At 36.6% G+C, this 17,634-nt stretch carries 12 protein-coding genes and 2 tRNA genes; 8 read left to right on the top strand and 6 right to left on the bottom strand.

Going from position 1 to position 17,634, the window contains the following annotated elements; all coding sequences use genetic code 11:
- The first annotated feature begins 74 nt into the window (after nucleotides 1-74).
- The 3 genes from tig to clpX all read left to right on the top strand — a co-directional run bounded on the left by tig (nucleotide 75) and on the right by clpX (nucleotide 3,495).
- The gene (gene tig, locus Q0X66_RS03345) at nucleotides 75-1,397 is read left to right on the top strand and encodes a trigger factor (protein ID WP_297703163.1); all 1,323 of its coding nucleotides are present in this window, start codon (nucleotides 75-77) and stop codon (nucleotides 1,395-1,397) included.
- Between the two features lie 85 nt (nucleotides 1,398-1,482).
- Complete coding sequence (gene clpP / locus Q0X66_RS03340) at nucleotides 1,483-2,163, top strand: ATP-dependent Clp endopeptidase proteolytic subunit ClpP (RefSeq protein ID WP_297703161.1); 681 nt, start codon at nucleotides 1,483-1,485, stop codon at nucleotides 2,161-2,163.
- Between the two features lie 96 nt (nucleotides 2,164-2,259).
- A complete protein-coding gene (gene clpX, locus Q0X66_RS03335; protein ID WP_297703159.1) occupies nucleotides 2,260-3,495 on the top strand; it encodes an ATP-dependent Clp protease ATP-binding subunit ClpX in 1,236 nt (411 codons plus the stop codon).
- Here the strand turns inward: clpX and Q0X66_RS03330 are convergent.
- Entirely contained in the window at nucleotides 3,470-4,036 is a 567-nt protein-coding gene (locus Q0X66_RS03330) for a hypothetical protein (protein WP_297703157.1), read from the bottom strand. The genes clpX and Q0X66_RS03330 overlap by 26 nt on opposite strands.
- Nucleotides 4,037-4,196: 160 nt before the next feature.
- The gene (locus tag Q0X66_RS03325; RefSeq protein ID WP_297703156.1) at nucleotides 4,197-5,711 is read right to left on the bottom strand and encodes a GH3 auxin-responsive promoter family protein; all 1,515 of its coding nucleotides are present in this window, start codon (nucleotides 5,709-5,711) and stop codon (nucleotides 4,197-4,199) included.
- 79 nt (nucleotides 5,712-5,790) lie between these two features.
- On the opposite strand from Q0X66_RS03325, the gene Q0X66_RS03320 reads away from it, so the two are divergent.
- Nucleotides 5,791-6,585 carry a DUF2797 domain-containing protein gene (locus Q0X66_RS03320; protein WP_297703154.1) on the top strand — a complete coding sequence of 265 codons (795 nt, stop codon included), beginning with the start codon at nucleotides 5,791-5,793 and terminating at the stop codon, nucleotides 6,583-6,585.
- Here the strand turns inward: Q0X66_RS03320 and Q0X66_RS03315 are convergent.
- The 3 genes from Q0X66_RS03315 to sppA all read right to left on the bottom strand — a co-directional run bounded on the left by Q0X66_RS03315 (nucleotide 6,578) and on the right by sppA (nucleotide 11,934).
- Nucleotides 6,578-9,331 (bottom strand): AsmA-like C-terminal region-containing protein, encoded by a 2,754-nt coding sequence (locus Q0X66_RS03315; RefSeq protein WP_297703152.1) that lies wholly within the window; start codon nucleotides 9,329-9,331, stop codon nucleotides 6,578-6,580. The two genes, Q0X66_RS03320 and Q0X66_RS03315, sit on opposite strands and share 8 nt — an antisense overlap.
- Before the next feature lie 130 nt (nucleotides 9,332-9,461).
- On the bottom strand, nucleotides 9,462-10,172 hold the full coding sequence (locus Q0X66_RS03310; RefSeq protein WP_297703150.1) for a queuosine precursor transporter: 711 nt from the start codon (nucleotides 10,170-10,172) through the stop codon (nucleotides 9,462-9,464).
- Between the two features lie 4 nt (nucleotides 10,173-10,176).
- Complete coding sequence (gene sppA / locus Q0X66_RS03305) at nucleotides 10,177-11,934, bottom strand: signal peptide peptidase SppA (RefSeq protein WP_297703148.1); 1,758 nt, start codon at nucleotides 11,932-11,934, stop codon at nucleotides 10,177-10,179.
- Between the two features lie 170 nt (nucleotides 11,935-12,104).
- On the opposite strand from sppA, the gene folK reads away from it, so the two are divergent.
- Nucleotides 12,105-13,244, top strand: a complete 1,140-nt coding sequence (gene folK / locus Q0X66_RS03300) for a 2-amino-4-hydroxy-6-hydroxymethyldihydropteridine diphosphokinase (protein ID WP_297703146.1) — start codon at nucleotides 12,105-12,107, stop codon at nucleotides 13,242-13,244.
- A 208-nt stretch (nucleotides 13,245-13,452) separates the two neighbouring features.
- On the opposite strand, the gene Q0X66_RS03295 is transcribed toward folK, so the two are convergent.
- Nucleotides 13,453-13,995, bottom strand: coding sequence for an RNA methyltransferase (locus Q0X66_RS03295; RefSeq protein WP_297703144.1), 543 nt, complete (start codon nucleotides 13,993-13,995; stop codon nucleotides 13,453-13,455).
- Between the two features lie 191 nt (nucleotides 13,996-14,186).
- Here Q0X66_RS03295 and mutS point away from each other — a divergent pair, with 191 nt between their 5' ends.
- The 3 genes from mutS to Q0X66_RS03280 all read left to right on the top strand — a co-directional run bounded on the left by mutS (nucleotide 14,187) and on the right by Q0X66_RS03280 (nucleotide 17,244).
- Entirely contained in the window at nucleotides 14,187-16,769 is a 2,583-nt protein-coding gene (gene mutS / locus Q0X66_RS03290) for a DNA mismatch repair protein MutS (protein ID WP_297703142.1), read from the top strand.
- Nucleotides 16,770-17,032: 263 nt separating this feature from the next.
- A tRNA-Gly gene (locus Q0X66_RS03285) sits at nucleotides 17,033-17,105 on the top strand.
- 55 nt (nucleotides 17,106-17,160) lie between these two features.
- A tRNA-Leu gene (locus Q0X66_RS03280) sits at nucleotides 17,161-17,244 on the top strand.
- Nucleotides 17,245-17,634: the final 390 nt, after the last annotated feature.

The following is a 17,634-nucleotide window of genomic DNA, read 5'->3' as shown; positions in this document are numbered from 1 at the left end:
ATTTAAAAACTTGTTCCTGTTTATAAAATATCCTATTTTTGCATCCCATTTTAGAAAGCAAATCAGAGATATCGATGAATATTCAGAAAGAGCAGATAGACGAGTTAAACGCCATTGTAAAAGTAGCAATAACCAAAGATGACTATAGTGACAAGGTAGATAAAATCCTAAAGGATTATAAAAAACAGGCGAATATTCCGGGGTTCAGGAAAGGTCAGGTTCCTATGGGATTAATCAAGAAACAATATGGTAAAGCCGTATTGGTTGACGAAGTAAATAAACTTTTACAGGATAATCTTAATAAATATCTCACGGAAGAAAAACTAGATGTCCTTGGAAATCCACTTCCAAAACAACAGGATAATTTTAATTGGGAGGCAGAAGATTTTTCTTTTGAATTTGAATTGGGCCTCGCTCCCAATTTTGAAGTAGCACTAAAGACAAAAAAACCGATTACTCATTATAAAATTGTAGCTGACAAGAAAATGATTGATGAGCAGGTTGATCGTATAAGAAAACAATACGGAAAACTGATTAGTAAATCTGAAGTTGGCAAGAACGATGAAATTACTGGTACTTTTAAAAATGAAGAAGAGGAAATAGAACACAAGTCTAACCTTGAAATGTCTAAAGTGAAAAGCAAAAAGGCCATAGATGGTCTTCGCGGGAAAAAAGTTGGTGATACTGTTATTTTGAAAACCAAAGGCCTTTTTAAAGAAGACTATTTATTATCAGGAGCTTTGGGAATTCCAAAGGAAAAGGTAGACAAATTGAATATAGAAGTAAGTTTTACTATAGAGGAAATCAATGAAAGGGAGTCTGCGAATTTAGATCAGGAATTGTTTGATAAACTTTTTGGAAAAGATACCATTACTTCAGAAAAAGCGCTCAGAGAAAGAATAAAAGAAGATTCGGAGAAACAATTTGAACAACAGGCAGATCAGAAACTATTGAATGATGTTACAGAGCGGCTTATTGATACCATAAAATTTGATCTTCCATCCGGATTCCTTAAAAAATGGATCCAGACCACGGGGGAAAAATCACTATCCGAGGAAGAGGCCAATGATGAATATGAGAAGTCTGAAAAAGGACTACGTTATCAATTAATTGAAGGGAAAATCATTAAAGATAACGGCATTGAAATCCAATTTGACGAATTAAAAGAGTTTGCTAAAGGCTTTATTAAATCTCAAATGGCGCAATACGGCCAGTTAAATCCGCAGGAAGATGAATTAGACAATATCGCTACCAGAGTTTTGAGTAATCAGGATGAAGTAAAAAGACTATCTGAGCAGCTAATGAGCCAAAAACTAATTTCACTTTATAAAGAGAAGGCCAATTTGAAGAAAAAAGAAGTTACCTATGATAATTTCGTGAAAGAGGTTTACGGTTAATTTTAAAAAATAAATTAAGTATCTTTACGGTGCCGAAAGCAGTAATTTCGGCACCTTTTTTTTATTTAAAAATATCAAATTAAATATGGATTTCGGAAAAGAATTTCAAAATTATGCCATCAAGGACCAAGGTATAAACAGCATGTACTACGAGCGTATAATAAGCAGTATGTATCCGGTTAACATGACACCAAATATTATTGAGGAAAGGCAATTGAATGCAATAGCAATGGACGTTTTCTCGAGGCTCATGATGGACCGTATCATTTTTTTAGGGACAGGAATTAATGACCAGGTAGCCAATATTGTGCAGGCGCAACTACTTTTTCTGGCCAGTGCAGATTCATCAAAAGATATTCAGATTTATATAAACTCTCCGGGAGGTAGTGTCTATGCCGGGCTTGGGATCTATGATACCATGCAATTTATTAAACCGGATGTGGCAACTATATGTACTGGAATGGCTGCGTCTATGGCTGCCGTTCTTCTTTGCGCAGGAGAAAAAGGTAAACGCAGCGGTTTGACACATTCACGGGTAATGATACACCAACCGATGTCCGGAGCCCAGGGACAAGCAAGTGATATAGAGATTGCTGCCATTGAAGTAGTAAAAATTAAGGATGAATTATACCATATTATATCTAAACACTCTGGACAAAAATTTGATAAGGTATATGAAGATAGCGATCGGGATTATTGGATGAAAGCTCAAGAAGCTAAAGATTATGGTATGATTGACGAAATTTTAGAAAGGGATAAGGATTAATTTCGACGAAATACCCATATTTATGGTGTTATGGGCTTATTTTAATGAACCAAAATTGCTTTTGCTTCGTTATTGTTTAGAAATCTAGTTAAAGTTATGGCTAAGGAAAACCTGGAATGTTCTTTTTGTGGAAGAAAAAAACCTGAGACCAATCTATTGATTGCAGGTTTGGATGCACATATTTGTGATAGATGTATAGAACAGGCGCACGGTATTGTTGCCGAAGAATCTAAGCAATCAAAGAATGACGACCTGTCTACAGATCTTATCTTAAAAAAACCTAAGGAAATAAAAAGCTTCCTGGACACCTACGTCATTGGTCAGGAACGCACAAAGAAGGTATTATCCGTGGCAGTTTATAATCACTATAAAAGGCTTTTACAGCCTCATTCCAAAGATGACGATGTAGAGATACAAAAAAGTAATATTGTGATGGTAGGCCAAACGGGTACCGGTAAAACATTAATGGCCAAAACCATTGCCAGAATGCTTAACGTGCCACTAGCTATAGTGGACGCCACAGTATTAACTGAGGCAGGATATGTAGGTGAAGATGTGGAAAGTATCCTAACCCGGCTTTTACAGGCTGCAGATTACAATCTGGAAAAAGCGGAGAGAGGAATTGTTTTCATTGACGAGCTTGACAAAATAGCCCGTAAAAGTGATAATCCTTCTATTACTCGTGACGTTTCCGGGGAAGGTGTTCAACAAGGGTTACTTAAATTATTGGAGGGAACTATGGTAAATGTGCCACCTAAAGGCGGAAGAAAACATCCCGATCAAAAATTTATAGAAGTTAATACAGAAAATATCCTGTTTATCGCAGGTGGTGCTTTTGACGGAATAGAGCGGATTATAACCAAACGTTTGAATATGCAAGCAATTGGTTATAGTGCTGCAAAAATTGAAGAAAGTTTGGATAATACCAATGTACTTCAATATATAATACCAAAAGATCTAAAAGAATTTGGGCTTATTCCTGAAATAATTGGAAGGCTACCTGTGCTTACACATATGAATCCTCTGGATGAAAAAACCTTAAGAGCTATATTAACTGAACCCAAAAATGCTATTATAAAACAGTACGAAAAATTATTTGCCATGGATGGCATTAGTTTTAAGATTACTGAACAAGCATTGGAATATATCGTTGAAAAGGCGGTTGAGTATAAGCTAGGAGCCAGAGGTTTAAGATCATTATGCGAAGCTGTTTTTACAGATGCAATGTTTGAACTTCCAAGTAGCGATGAAACCGAATTTAAGGTAACTAAACCTTATGCAGAGAATAAATTGTCCTATGAAACTATTAAGAAACTAAAGGCCGTTTCATAGTACTAAGCGTATTTTTTAATAAGGCTTGTAGTAAATTCAGACTTACCTTTTGGATTATTTTGTCATCACTATATAATTCCCTGCCGAATTTTGGGATAATTTCCATATTCACATCCATATCGGACGCCCATTCTGGGCTGGGTTTATCTTCCTGATATTCACCATAAAGTAAATTAATATTACAATTAGGTTTTTCTGTTTGTAAATGGAGATTCATGGGAGAAATTGCCGTTAGTGACTTTATTGGTAACCCACATAAAGCAGCATTCCAGGCAATAGTACCACCTGCACAAAAAGTAAGGTAATGGCTTTCTTCTCTTTCTTTTATTAAAAGTTGAGCCAATGCTGTATTCATACCTCCATTGCAAAATGCTTCTTTTACATTTTCAGCTGTATAACTTTTAAGATTTATATCGGAAAGTTGGAGGCTATCATAAAAAACAATATCAAAATATTGTTGTAAATAGCCTAGATACGAAGTAATCCAAAGTCCTTTTTTCGCACCCCACATGTCGGATAAAACAACTAATCGCTCTGCCATAAAAGTAATGTTTATTAATAAACGGGTTAAGTTTCGAGTTGCAAAATGATCATTTATTGCCTAATTCAACAATTTTTTTGTTCAGTTGGTGCATTTCATCGATATACTAGCGTAATCAATAATAGTCTGAATTAAGAGGCAGTAGATTGATCTGTGTTTTCTATCTGTTCATATCTAATAATTCATCTACATAGATCCTCTCATTGGACAATCGGGGAATCTTATGTTGGCCGCCCAATTTTCCTTTAGACTTTAACCAGTCATAGAAAAGGTTTTTTCTGGCCATATGAACTTTAGGCATTTTTAAGGTCATACTATTGTATCTCTTGGCCTCATAATCAGAGTTTAGTGATTTTAGCGCATTGTCCAGTACCTCTGTGAAGTATTGAATTTCTTCCGGAGCCTTTCGGAATTCTATTATCCATTCGTGCGCCCCTTTTTCTTTCTGAGACATAAAAACGGGAGCTGCAGTATAATCCATAATTTCGGCACCGGTTTTTTGACAACTATTTTTAAGTGCCTCTTCAGCATTTTCAATAATTAGTTCCTCCCCGAAAGCATTTATATAGTGTTTGGTTCTGCCCGTAATCTTTATCCTGTAAGGATTGGTAGATGTAAAACGAACTGTATCCCCTATTTTATAACGCCAAAGTCCGGAATTGGTAGTAATTATAATGGCATAATTCTTATTCTCCTTCACCTCCCATAATGGAATCACTTTTTGATCTGGAAGACCATAGGCCTCCATCGGAATGAACTCGTAAAAAATCCCATAATCAAGCATTAATAATAAATCATCTGCATTATTCCTGTCCTGAATGGCAAAAAACCCTTCAGACGCATTGTAAATTTCATAATAGTTAAAACTTTTCTTTGGGAGTAGATTATTGTATTGTTCCAGATATGGATTAAAACTCACTCCGCCATGGAAATATACTTCCAGGTTTTGCCATATCTCCAACAAGTCCTTCTTACCCGTTTCTTCCAATACTTTATTTAACAGAACTAACATCCAGGATGGAACACCAACCAAACTGGTAACATTTTCATGGATGCTTTCCTGTATAATAGCATTCATTTTAGATTCCCATTCGCCCATCAGAGAAACTCTACTACTTGGGGTACTACTCAATTCTGCCCAAAATGGCATATTATCTATTAAAATAGCCGAAAGATCGCCAAAAAATGTACCGTTATCTTCGTATAACTCCTTGCTACCTCCTAAGCGAAGGCTTTTACCTGTAAATAACTGAGAATTCTCATTATTGTTTAAATAAAGGCATAATAAGTCCTTTCCTGATTTATAATGACAATCTTCCAATGCCTCAGCACTTACGGGAATAAATTTACTTTTTGCATTAGTTGTCCCGCTACTTTTTGCAAACCACTTAATGTTAGTTGGCCAAAAGATGTTTTGTTCTCCTCTTCTGGTGCGCTCTATTAAAGGTTCTATTTCCTCATAGGAAACAATAGGTATACGTTCAGCAAAAGTCTTATAGCTTGCAATTGAACCAAATTCATGCTTCCTGCCAATCTTTGTATCTTCAGCAATTCCCAATAATTGAAACAATACTTCCTCCTGTACTTCGCCAGGGTACTTAAGAAAAAGTTCTATCTGGTGATAGCGTTTTTTTAAAAGCCATGAAGCTATAGAATTAAATAAAGGTATAGGCATTTTTGGGTATCTTTAGCGATCTAAATCTAACTGCTAAAGTTAGTATTTTCAAATGAATTTTTAACAAAAATTACCATTCATGCGTTATGAAGGCGTATTGCGCAAGATGCAATCTGAAATAGGCCAACCTATTCAGTATTATTTGATATTTAATGATGACTTTTTAAACGTCAATCAGGTGTTGGACAAAAGATTACAGTTTAATTTTATAAAATATCAGTGCCTGAATTGTAATGAGGACAGGCCTATTTTCAGGCAAGGTTATTGTCAAAATTGTTTTTTTGAAACTCCTGCCGCAGGTGACTGGATAATGAGGCCAGAACTTAGTTTGGCACATTTAAATAAAGAAGACCGAGATTTAGAATATGAAAAAAAAGTGCAATTACAACCTCATATTGTATACCTGGCAAATTCCAGTAATGTAAAGGTGGGTGTTACACGGAAAACACAAATCCCCACAAGATGGATCGATCAGGGAGCACATGAGGCCATCGAAATTGTTGAGGTTCCCAACCGTTATTTGGCCGGTATAACAGAACTTGCCTTAAAGGAACATGTCAGCGATAAGACCAATTGGCGTAAAATGCTTACAAATACGATTGAAGATGTAGATTTGGTTGAATGGCGAAATAAGTTAAGCAAATACATACCCGAAGAAGCGGCTAACTATTATATCGAAAATAATCAGGAAAGCCATATGGAGTTTCCGGTTTTACAATATCCGGTTAAAGTGAAAAGCCTTAATCTCCAAAAAACAAGAGAGTTTAATGGTGTGTTAAAAGGAATAAAGGGCCAGTATTTAATTTTTGAAGATAATACGGTCTTCAATATTAGGGGTAATGAAGGTTTGTATGTTTCGCTCAGGGTTAATTAATTGTATCTTTCTCTTTCTCTGAATTACCTGAACTTTTTTTCTTACCTCCCAAAATTCCGCCAAGAATTCCTTTTGCCGTTTTTGTCAGGGGATCTTCTTTTACCAACGAGTCCTTAGATAAGGTGGTTGTATCTTTCTTGGTTGTCTGGTCTGTAAGCACACCACCCAGTACATCATTTAATTGTACATTTTTTGTGCTCTCCCCGTTCAATGAGTCTTTTTCATTGTTTTTTGCCGATAAAATGTCTCCAAGTAATTCTCCGGCCTTCTCAGAACCTTTATTGATCATTTTTTGTTTCTGAACGGCAACTAATCTTGAAGTTAAATCCTTTATACCTGCTGTTAGGTCAGTATTAATTTCCGGCGCATCGTAAAAACCACCAATATTTGCTTTTACCGGGAGCGTTAAATTATCCAGTTCCTTCTCATCAATCTGTGCGATAAGTGAATTAAGCTTATTGCCTAAATACTTTCTGGGGACCTCAATATTTAAATTATAATTTAACTTTTTATCAAATGAATGACTACCATCTACAGTAATGCCGATGTCCTCATATTTTACTGTAAATGGCTTAACATTTACTACCCCATCTTGGAATGAAAGAATTGTTTTTATAGTCTTTAAATTAAATTTTTCCGCCTCAATAAAATTTAAACGTGAATTCAGGGTGTTTAAAATTTTAGCCTTTTCAGGATTTAACTCCATCGATGATACTTCTGCTAATACATTCCCCGAGATTGTTTTCAGATCCGGAGTAAAATCATCATTAAGGTTACCTGAAATCTTTATTGCCGAGTTTAGATATCCTTTAAGTGCCGCAGCCATTGGCGCCAATACTCTAAAAAGCTCTACGTTTCTAAAAGTATCTTCTAAATTTAAACTACTCATGTCCAGTTGCATTGAGAAACTAGGTATTTCTCCTTTTGTACTTGTATACCCATTTAAATTAAGCTTACCATTATATAATGATGACTGGAAATTGGAAAGGATTGCCTCTTGATCAACAATTTTTAATTGCCCTTTTACATTTTTTAAAATCAGGTTGTCATAAACCACGGTATTTGCCTGGGCGTCTATGATACAATCAAGAAACGCAGGGATTTGTATTTTTTCTGTTTTAAGTTCCTTACTTTTCTGGTTTAATACAGTTTTATCTTTTCCCTGTTCCGCAATATTTTCCTTTGACATAAAATCACCCAGATCAAAATTGACGGAATTCATTTTAAAATTACCCGTCACTTTTTCATCATTGAACAAAAATCCTAATAGGTTTTTAATGGTTCCGTCAATTTTGAAGTCCGTTTTTCCAAGCTGACCATTCATATTGTTGAGTAGCACCTTTGCAGGGAAAAATTCCATACTTGCATCATGAATTGTGAGAGGGGCAGATAAATTATCAGAATTGTATCTTAGTTCATTTACCTTCAAATGACCATTTAAGGCTGTATTTTCATACCGCTTTTTTTCAATGGATTCCATATCAAAAGAGGTATTTATATCGGCATCGAGCAGACCTTTCAAATCTATCGCCTCGGGCATAGGGTAAGCCTCGGAAATATTACTGAGATCCATGTTGCATACTATATGCGAACGTACTTTGGTATTGCCCAATAATTCTGTAAGCTTTGAGCTTAATTCAAAGATGTCATTTTCTATCGCAAAGGACGCCTTGTCTATATCAATATAAGTGTCCTCTGCCAGACCTGAAGTATTTTTAATACTCAGGTCCATATTGATGTTCTTTATGGCCTTCGGCAAATCCGGATACTTGACTGAAGCATCCCTTGCATTAATCTGAATATTAAATTCCGGGATATATTCATCATCTATAATACCAGCAATCTCGCCTGCTATATTGAAATTTCCCGTAGTTTGGACTTCCTCTATATTTTTTGCATATACTTGGGGAATGACTGCTAAAAAATTAGCAAACTCGGATGAAGGAGTTTTAAATTTAATGGCCACTTCCTGTTTTTCTTCAAAAATCCTTACAAATCCCTCAAACACCAAAGGAAGCTTGTTTATAAAGCCCTCATTCTTTAAAAAGGAATATGTATTAGTTTTAAGATCAACCCCTATTAATGCTTCCAGCTTAACAATTGTATTATCCAGATAGCGGGTGCTGTCTAATTCAAATGACACCATTGCGCTGGTTTTCGTATCTAATTCACTTATTTCCAAAGAAAGGTCTCCATTGCCGTTGTGTTCAATATCTTTCACTTTAAGGAGTACTCCGGAATTTAGGTCTTCGTAGATTACTTCAGAATTCATTAACTGAAAAGATTCCAGACCAAAAGTAAAACCACTGGATACAGTTTCAGTTTTGGAGTTTGTTCCCTCCTCTTTGGCTATCTCGTAATTTGCATTTTGCTGCTTATCTGTTTTGAGCTTCAAAATTGCTTTGTCAAAGATCAGGCTATTTATGGTTATTGGTTCCTCTGTCCCTTTTAATAGTTCTTTAATCCCCATTTCTAAAGAGATAGATTTGGACTTAAACAGAGTATCACCTTCAAACGGACCTTTAGTTAACAAATACAAATCCTGAATTCGAAGTTCGGCCATGGGGAAGCTCCGCAACAGACTTAGATTAACTTCGGAGAAATCCAAAGTCGCGTTAATGTTCTTATTAACATTGTTTTTAATAAGGTCGCCAATCTTAGCCTCCAGGAAAAAAGGTACAGCAATAAGGACACCCAGAACGAGTAATAGAAGCAGGCCGGTAATTTTTAATATTTTCTTTTTCATAATATTTGGTGCTCAGTCCGATTAGAACTTAAAAAAATGGGTATTAGTATACCTTTTATCGAAAACTTTAAAAATAAAAAAGGAATTCAATTGATGTTATTATCCCTATAGAAAGCGCTGCAAATTGGGCCTAAGCATCCAGCTCTATTTCTTCACCCACGGCAAGTTTAAATCGCCTTCTGAAGATATGAACGAACAAATAAAGGAAAGGGGTGTCGAGAAATGCGATGAAAATCTTAAAAATAACACCACTAATAACCAAACCCTGGAACATCTCCCAGGGAATTACCCCAAAAATGCACAGTAGTCCCACCACTGTTGTGGTGTCAATAATCTGTGATAAGAAAGTAGAAAAATTGTTACGAAGCCATAAATATTTGCCTTTTGTTAAACGTTTCCAAAAATGATAGATAGCAATATCTACATATTGTGCGCAGAGGTAGGCCAGCATTGAAGCCAACACAGCTAAGGGTGACAGAGCGAAAACATTACTAAAAACTTCATCATCCACAGGTGAGGAAGGAATTGCCGGGGCCCAATTGGAAATCAATATGATTCCCATGGAAAAAAAGGAAGCAAAAATTCCGGTCGTAACGACCTGATTCGCTTTTTTCCTTCCAAATATTTCTGATATAAGGTCCGTTATTAAAAAGGTAATAGGATATGGCAATACCCCAACGGAAATTTCAAATAAAGGTGCTCCAAAAACAGTTACATCTCCAAAAGGATACCAAAAAAAGAATTTTTGGAAAATTAAATTGGAAACCACAAGGGAAGTAATAAAAAGTGCCCCCAGGTATATATATATGCGATATGCTTGCTTCCTACTTTCGGGAGTCATTAAGTTATTTAATGGTTAAGGTAAACGGCAAGCGCGCCTGAATTCCTTTTTGATCCATTGCAGACTTGACTTCCTTATAAACACCGTAAACTTCAGCACCAATTTCTTCCCGGATCAGTTGTTCTCTACTAAAAATACTTGCCCCACCAAAATCTTCCATCAATCGTTCAAAACTCGATTTATATTTCGGATATTTCTTGACGGAATAAGAATCCACATCGGCCAATAAGGCGGCGGCTTCTATTGCGTCATCAAGACCTCCCAATTCATCTACCAGTCCCAATTCTTTAGCTTCGGTTCCACTCCAAACGCGCCCCTGGGCAACGCTATCCGCCTGGGAAATTGAAATATTCCGGCCATCAGCTACTTTAATTAGAAAAGTCTGGTATGTTGTTTCTATCCCTTCTTTTACAAACCCTCTAAATTCTTCACTCATGGGTTCAAAGAAAGAATAATCAACTGAATTCTTATTGGTCCCCACCTGCTCCGCATTGATTCCTATATTAGTCGCCAGCTCATTAATATTTGGAATAGTTCCAAAGACTCCAATAGATCCAGTAATAGTTGTAGGTTCGGCATAAATTTTATCTGCACCAGCCGAAATATAATAGCCTCCGGAAGCAGCAATATCACCCATGGAGACGACAAGTGGTTTTTTCCCTTTTGCAATTTCAAGTTCACGCCAAATAATGTCAGAAGTAAGCGCACTGCCGCCCGGAGAATTAACTCTTAATACTATTGCTTTAACGGTCTTATCATCTCTGGCTTTAATAATGGCCTTATTCATAATACCCTGCCCTATCATATCCGGACCTCCTTCACCATAGAGTATATTCCCCTGTGCAAAAATGACTGCAATTTTATCTTTACCGCTATGCAATTTCTTTTTGCGGGACATCTTCATATAATCCTCAAGTGAAATAGAATTGAGTTTATCTTCCCTGCTAATGCCTACAGCCTGTTTTAAACGGTTTTCATATTCATCGAAGTAAACAATGTCATCAAGTAATCCTGAAGCTTTAGCATATTCAGGTTTTCTGCCACCCAGCGTATCTGCTATTATATTTATGTCCTGCTCGCTAATTGATCTATCTGCTGAAATTTCAGAAACAATTGAATTCCAAATTGAACTCATAAGTTCCTTGATTTGAGTTCTGTTGTCTTCACTCATTTCATTAGATAAAAAAGGCTCTACTGCACTCTTGTATTTACCATGTCTTATTACTTCCATTTTTACCCCGGTCTTATCCTGAAAATCCTTAAAATAAAGAACTTCCGCGGAAAGTCCTTTGAAATCTAGTGCTCCTACAGGGTTTAGAAATATACTATCTGCAACACTGGCCATATAATAATCCTTTTGAAAATAATAATCCCCGAATGCATATATGAATTTTCCACTTTCCTTAAAATCCGACAAGGCTTTCCTTATTGCCTGAGTAGTGGAGATTCCAGCAGAAATATAATTGTTATTAATACTAATGCCCTTAATATTATCATCCTCTTTTGCCACCTTTATTGCATGGAGTATTTGATCTAAACCCTGTGCCTTTTCAAAAAGAATATCAAAAGGTTCCCCTTCATTATTCCCAGTGAAGTCATTAATTGGATATTTCATTTGTAATTCCAAAACGGAATTTTTCTTAACAGTTACACTTTCTTCTGTGTTTACAAGACTCACAAAAAAGACAAACATAAAGAACATGATACCGAATGCTATCAAAGTGCCAATGATTGCGGCCAAAAGGTTTCTTAAAAATTTCATACAATATTTTAATTATTACACCCCAAAGATAACCAAACTTAGGATGATGCAATCTACTTATTATTTACCAAAACATAATTTAATCTAAGTGAAAGAAGGACTAAGCAATTATAAATAGAATGTCTTTATTGTAATTTAGTTATCATCTGGCTTACCTTTGTTTACATAATATGAAGGAAGCTAAAACTATATATCTTTCGCTGGGAAGCAACCTTGGAAACAAATTTTTCAATTTGCAGCGGGCCGTTCTCCTTTTACAAAAAGAGCTGGGAATTATTCTTGAAATATCCGGGGTATATAAGAGTCCTTCTTGGGGATTTGAGGGAGAAGACTTCCTGAATGCATGTTTGTCAATTGAAACTCAAAAAATAGCTAAGGAAGTATTGCGTGTTATTCTGAAAGTTGAACGGGAATTGGGCAGGAAACGTGTTTCGGGCGAGGGATATCAATCAAGAAATATTGATATAGATCTGTTGTATTATGGTTCCGAAATAATTGAAACAGATGAGCTTATTGTGCCGCACCCCCAAATGCATTTAAGGCGATTTGTCCTGAGACCCCTGGCAGATATAGCTCCTCAATTCTATCATCCCGTATTTGATAAGGATACCAGAAATTTGCTACAAGAATGCAAGGACAAGACTAACTTAAAGCAGACTACCCATAAATTATATGCCAGCAGGGAATTACTCTTTTCACAACTGCATCTGGTGGCAATTGAAGGTAATATAGGTGCAGGTAAGACGACCCTTGCCAGGAAAATAGCTAGCGATCATAATGCAAAGCTAGTATTGGAACGATTCGCGGATAATCCGTTTTTACCTAAATTCTATAACGATCAAAGCAGGTATGCCTTTCCGTTGGAAATGTCTTTTTTGGCAGACAGATACCAGCAGTTTACAGATGATACCACCCAATTTGATCTTTTTAAGAATTTTATGGTAAGTGATTATGATATCTATAAATCGCTGATTTTTGCACAAATAACCCTTCAAAAAGAAGAATTTAAACTATATCGTAAAATGTTCAATTTTATGTATAACGAAGTAAAAAAACCGGATATCTATATCTTTCTTTACCAGAGAACCGAACGATTGTTGGAGAACATTAGAAAAAGAGGTCGGGATTATGAACAAGGAATAACTAAGGAATACCTGGAGAAAATTAATCGGGGTTATTTTGATTTTTTAAAAGGTTTTCCTCATCGAAAAAGTTTAATCATAAATATCGATGATCTCGATTTTGTTGAAAATAAAGCAGATTACGAATTAATAATAGATAAAATTCTGGAGCAGGCACTTGCAGACTAAAGCCTTTCTTTAAGACCTCTTTTTAAGAAGAGGAGAATAATTTTTTCAACACATATTTGGCAATTTTCTTGCGTAGTTGAAATGGAATTACTTTATTGCACTTCAATTTTTGAGAAACTAACTAACTCAAACTATATATCCAAAACCCTGACAAAAGTGTCAGGGTTTTTATTTTCAGGCAGTTACAAGCTCAAATACTCAAAGAAATTTAGTTCTGTTTTGAAACAAGCTGAAGTTTGGACCAAAGGTCCCAAATAACTATTCCGGCACTTACAGATATATTTAAAGAATGTTTAGTTCCATACTGAGGGATTTCCAAAACACCCTGGCAGCTATCTACCACTTCCTGTGAAACCCCTTTTACTTCATTACCAAAAACCAGAACGTATTTAGTTGAAGTTTCAGGAATAAAGTAATTAAGAGGAGTGGCATTTTCTGTTTGTTCTACCGCTAAGCACAAATGGTCTTTTTGAAGTTCCGCAATTAAATCTACGGTGCTCTTTTTATACTCCCAGGCCACACTCTCCGTAGCTCCCAAAGCTGTTTTGTGAATATCCTTATGTGGCGGAGTAGCCGTTATCCCACATAAATAGATCTTTTCAATCAGGAAAGAATCTGCGGTTCTGAAGACTGAGCCAATATTGTTCAAACTCCTAATATTGTCCAAAACAAGAACCAGAGGAGTTTTTGAAGCACTCTTGAACTCATCAATATCCAAGCGATCTAACTCACTGTTTTTTAGTTTTCGCATAAACCTATCAAGTTTTTCTAATGATGATTAAGCCTTTAATTAAACCAAGCTATACTAAGTTATCCGAAAATATCAACAAGGAGTGACAATCCCTGGGAAAAATAGTATTTTCGTTTACTCTCTGGTTGACAAAAATAGGAGAATAAACAACTTTGGCCAATTCCGGTAAAATAAAGAAAGAAACGCCTCTGATGAGGCAGTATAACACCATCAAGACAAAATATCCTGATGCACTTCTACTATTCAGGGTGGGTGATTTTTATGAAACTTTTGGAGAAGATGCTATAAAAGCAGCAGGAATTTTAGGGATAGTGCTTACGCATAGAAATAATGGGGGTGAAAAGACAGAACTGGCGGGTTTTCCGCACCATTCCCTTAACACCTATCTCCCTAAACTGGTTAAGGCAGGCCAGCGTGTTGCCATTTGTGATCAATTGGAAGATCCTAAATTAACCAAGACCATTGTTAAACGTGGGGTTACTGAATTGGTTACCCCCGGAGTGGCATTAAATGATGATATCCTAAGTGCTAAATCCAATAATTTTCTCTGTGCGGTCCATTTTGGAAAAAATATACATGGTGTTTCCTTTCTGGATATTTCTACAGGTGAATTCCTTGTTGCTGAAGGCAGCCTGGAACAAATCGATAAACTATTACAGAATTTTGCTCCAAATGAGGTATTGGTTTCCAAATCGCACAAGACAGATTTTACAGAAGCTTTTGGAACGAGTTTCCATACCTTCTTTGTGGAAGACTGGATCTATCAGGAAGATTACGCTCATGAGACGCTTACCAACCATTTTAAAACTGCTACTTTAAAAGGTTTTGGTGTAGCTCAGCTGAAGTATGGGATTATTGCCTCAGGAGTGATTATGCATTATCTATCTGATACAAGACACAGTCAATTGAAGCATATTAGTAAGATACAAAGAGTTGCCGAAGAAGAGTATATCTGGATGGACAGGTTTACCATTAAAAACCTGGAATTGTATAATTCACACAATGAAAATGCTGTCACACTTATAGACGTTATCGATAAGACTATTTCTCCAATGGGAGGACGTCTTTTAAAACGTTGGCTAGCGCTTCCCCTTAAGAATATTGAAAGAATAAGGCGTAGGCATGAAGTAATTTCCTATCTGAAGGAAAATGAAGGTACACTAGAAAAACTGCAGTATGGGATTAAACATATTGCAGATCTGGAACGTCTGATTTCCAAAATTGCTACCGGAAAAGTGAACCCCAGAGAAACGGTACAATTAAAAAATTCTCTGGAAGCCATTGTACCCATCAAACAATTAATTTCTCAAAGTGAAAACAAATCCTTAGGGCAAATAGGAGATCAGTTAGATACCTGTGGTACCGTGCGTGAAAAAATAAAAAAGCTATTACAGGAAGATGCCCCTGTTAATGTTCTCAAAGGTAATGTTATAGCAGAAGGATATTCTGAGGAGCTGGATGAACTTAAGGCATTAGCTTTTACCGGAAAGGACCATCTGGATCAGATGCTGAAAAGGGAAACACAACGAACCGGGATTACTTCTCTGAAAATTGCTTCAAATAATGTTTTTGGATATTATATTGAAGTGCGTAATACCCATAAGGATAAGGTGCCTGAAGATTGGATACGCAAGCAAACCCTGGTGAACGCTGAACGCTACATTACAGAAGAACTTAAGGAATACGAATCTAAGATAATGGGGGCTGAGGAGCGTATTTTGAGCCTTGAACAGCAATTGTTCTCCCAATTGATTGTATGGCTACAGGAATATATTTCTCCTGTTCAAAACAATGCCCGTGAGATTGCTAAACTTGATTGCCTTTGTGGTTTTACACAATTAGCGACAGAAAATAACTATGTGGCCCCATCTTTAAACGACAGTACTGAAATATCTATTAAAAATGGCCGGCATCCTGTAATAGAAAAGCAACTCCCTTTAGGCGAATCCTATATTCCCAACGATTTGGTTTTAAACAGGGAATCACAGCAAATTATCATGATTACCGGGCCAAATATGAGTGGTAAATCGGCAATACTAAGGCAAACCGCGCTGATCGTATTGTTGGCACAAATGGGTAGCTTTGTACCTGCAGAAGCAGCCCAGATAGGTTATGTTGACAAGATTTTTACACGGGTTGGTGCAAGTGATAATATATCTTTGGGAGAATCTACCTTTATGGTGGAAATGAATGAAACGGCGTCCATCCTCAACAACCTTTCTGAAAGGAGTTTGATACTGCTGGATGAAATTGGAAGGGGCACCAGCACTTATGACGGTATTTCTATAGCATGGGCCATTTCTGAATACCTGCATGAACACCCGGCCAGAGCTAAAACGCTATTTGCTACCCACTATCATGAACTCAATGAAATGGCTGCAACCTTTGAACGGATTAAGAATTATAATGTAGCTGTAAAAGAGTTAAAGGATACAGTATTGTTTTTAAGGAAACTTGTTCCGGGCGGTAGCGAACACAGTTTTGGGATTTATGTGGCCAAAATGGCGGGGATGCCTCAACAGGTTATCCACAAGGCCGAAAAGATCTTAAAAAAATTGGAGAAATCACATAGCAGTGAGGAGCTCACAGATAATTTACAGGCGGTACAGAATGAAATGCAACTCAGTTTTTTTAACCTTGATGATCCCTTACTGGAGCAAATTAAGGAAGAACTAATGCATTTAGATATCAATACCTTAACCCCTGTAGAAGCTTTGATGAAGCTCAACGAAATTAAACGGATGCTCAGCAAGAATAAAAAAGCTTCTTCCTGATTTAAACGTGCTTATAGGTCCATTACTGAGCTGCCAATTTCCAGTTTAAAATAAATTCATCCCAATTGATCATTAACCTATTCTTTTTAAATAAAAGTTCTTTGCTTTTTATAGAATTGTATTAAATTTGCGTCCGCATCCATTTTTGGGATGCGACGTTCTTTAAAACATGCGAAAATAGCTTCCCGATAGTTATCGGGAGTTGAGCGCCACATTGCCCTGGTAATTAGCACTCGACCTGTTATTGGCTATTTTCCGTAAACGCGAAAATAGCTCAGTTGGTAGAGCGCCACCTTGCCAAGGTGGAGGTCGCGGGTTCGAATCCCGTTTTTCGCTCAAATTAAACACCACGTGCTGCCCGTGTTCAGGCAGCCACTATCTAGGTAGTTAGGCTCGAGTGGTGGAATTGGTAGACACGTTGGACTTAAAATCCAATGGCCATTAGGCCGTGCGGGTTCAAGTCCCGCCTCGAGTACAGATGAGAAGAAAAGTCAGGGCCAAGCTCTGGCTTTTTTTGTTTTGATAGAGGAGCCAAGCTTGCTTAGGCGAAGGATTGAGAAACAAACAAAGTAAGCCTAAAAGGCTTACTTTTCTTTTTTCAAGATGTTCGGGCGAGACAAACCGACGAAGGAGGTAATTCCCGCTTGTAATTTAACTTCAAGACTAAATAAATGAATTCCACGAATTGGCTTTCCATACTAAAGATGTTTAAGCCTGGACTTAATGTTCCGATGGTCATCAATGTAATTGCAGTATAAAATTATGATCTTTCTTATTCCTTTTTGCTTCCCCAAAAAGGAATATAAAAAGGGGACTTTTTCACTATGTGTTTTTTAAAATTTGCAAATTTTAAAAACCGAGCAAC

It is taken from the genome of uncultured Eudoraea sp. (assembly GCF_947260015.1).
Lineage (GTDB): Bacteria > Bacteroidota > Bacteroidia > Flavobacteriales > Flavobacteriaceae > Eudoraea.
Note: the sequence above shows the minus strand (reverse complement) of the source record. Positions and strands in the feature narration are given on the sequence as shown.

Coding starts and splice junctions, on each gene's coding strand:
- Q0X66_RS03320 (WP_297703154.1), top strand. CDS start 5,791: ATGCGTTATGAAGGCGTATTGCGCAAGATGCAATCTGAAATAGGCCAA.
- clpP (WP_297703161.1), top strand. CDS start 1,483: ATGGATTTCGGAAAAGAATTTCAAAATTATGCCATCAAGGACCAAGGT.
- Q0X66_RS03330 (WP_297703157.1), bottom strand. CDS start 4,036: ATGGCAGAGCGATTAGTTGTTTTATCCGACATGTGGGGTGCGAAAAAA.
- Q0X66_RS03295 (WP_297703144.1), bottom strand. CDS start 13,995: ATGCGAAAACTAAAAAACAGTGAGTTAGATCGCTTGGATATTGATGAG.
- tig (WP_297703163.1), top strand. CDS start 75: ATGAATATTCAGAAAGAGCAGATAGACGAGTTAAACGCCATTGTAAAA.
- Q0X66_RS03325 (WP_297703156.1), bottom strand. CDS start 5,711: ATGCCTATACCTTTATTTAATTCTATAGCTTCATGGCTTTTAAAAAAA.
- clpX (WP_297703159.1), top strand. CDS start 2,260: ATGGCTAAGGAAAACCTGGAATGTTCTTTTTGTGGAAGAAAAAAACCT.
- folK (WP_297703146.1), top strand. CDS start 12,105: ATGAAGGAAGCTAAAACTATATATCTTTCGCTGGGAAGCAACCTTGGA.
- mutS (WP_297703142.1), top strand. CDS start 14,187: ATGAGGCAGTATAACACCATCAAGACAAAATATCCTGATGCACTTCTA.
- Q0X66_RS03310 (WP_297703150.1), bottom strand. CDS start 10,172: ATGACTCCCGAAAGTAGGAAGCAAGCATATCGCATATATATATACCTG.
- sppA (WP_297703148.1), bottom strand. CDS start 11,934: ATGAAATTTTTAAGAAACCTTTTGGCCGCAATCATTGGCACTTTGATA.
- Q0X66_RS03315 (WP_297703152.1), bottom strand. CDS start 9,331: ATGAAAAAGAAAATATTAAAAATTACCGGCCTGCTTCTATTACTCGTT.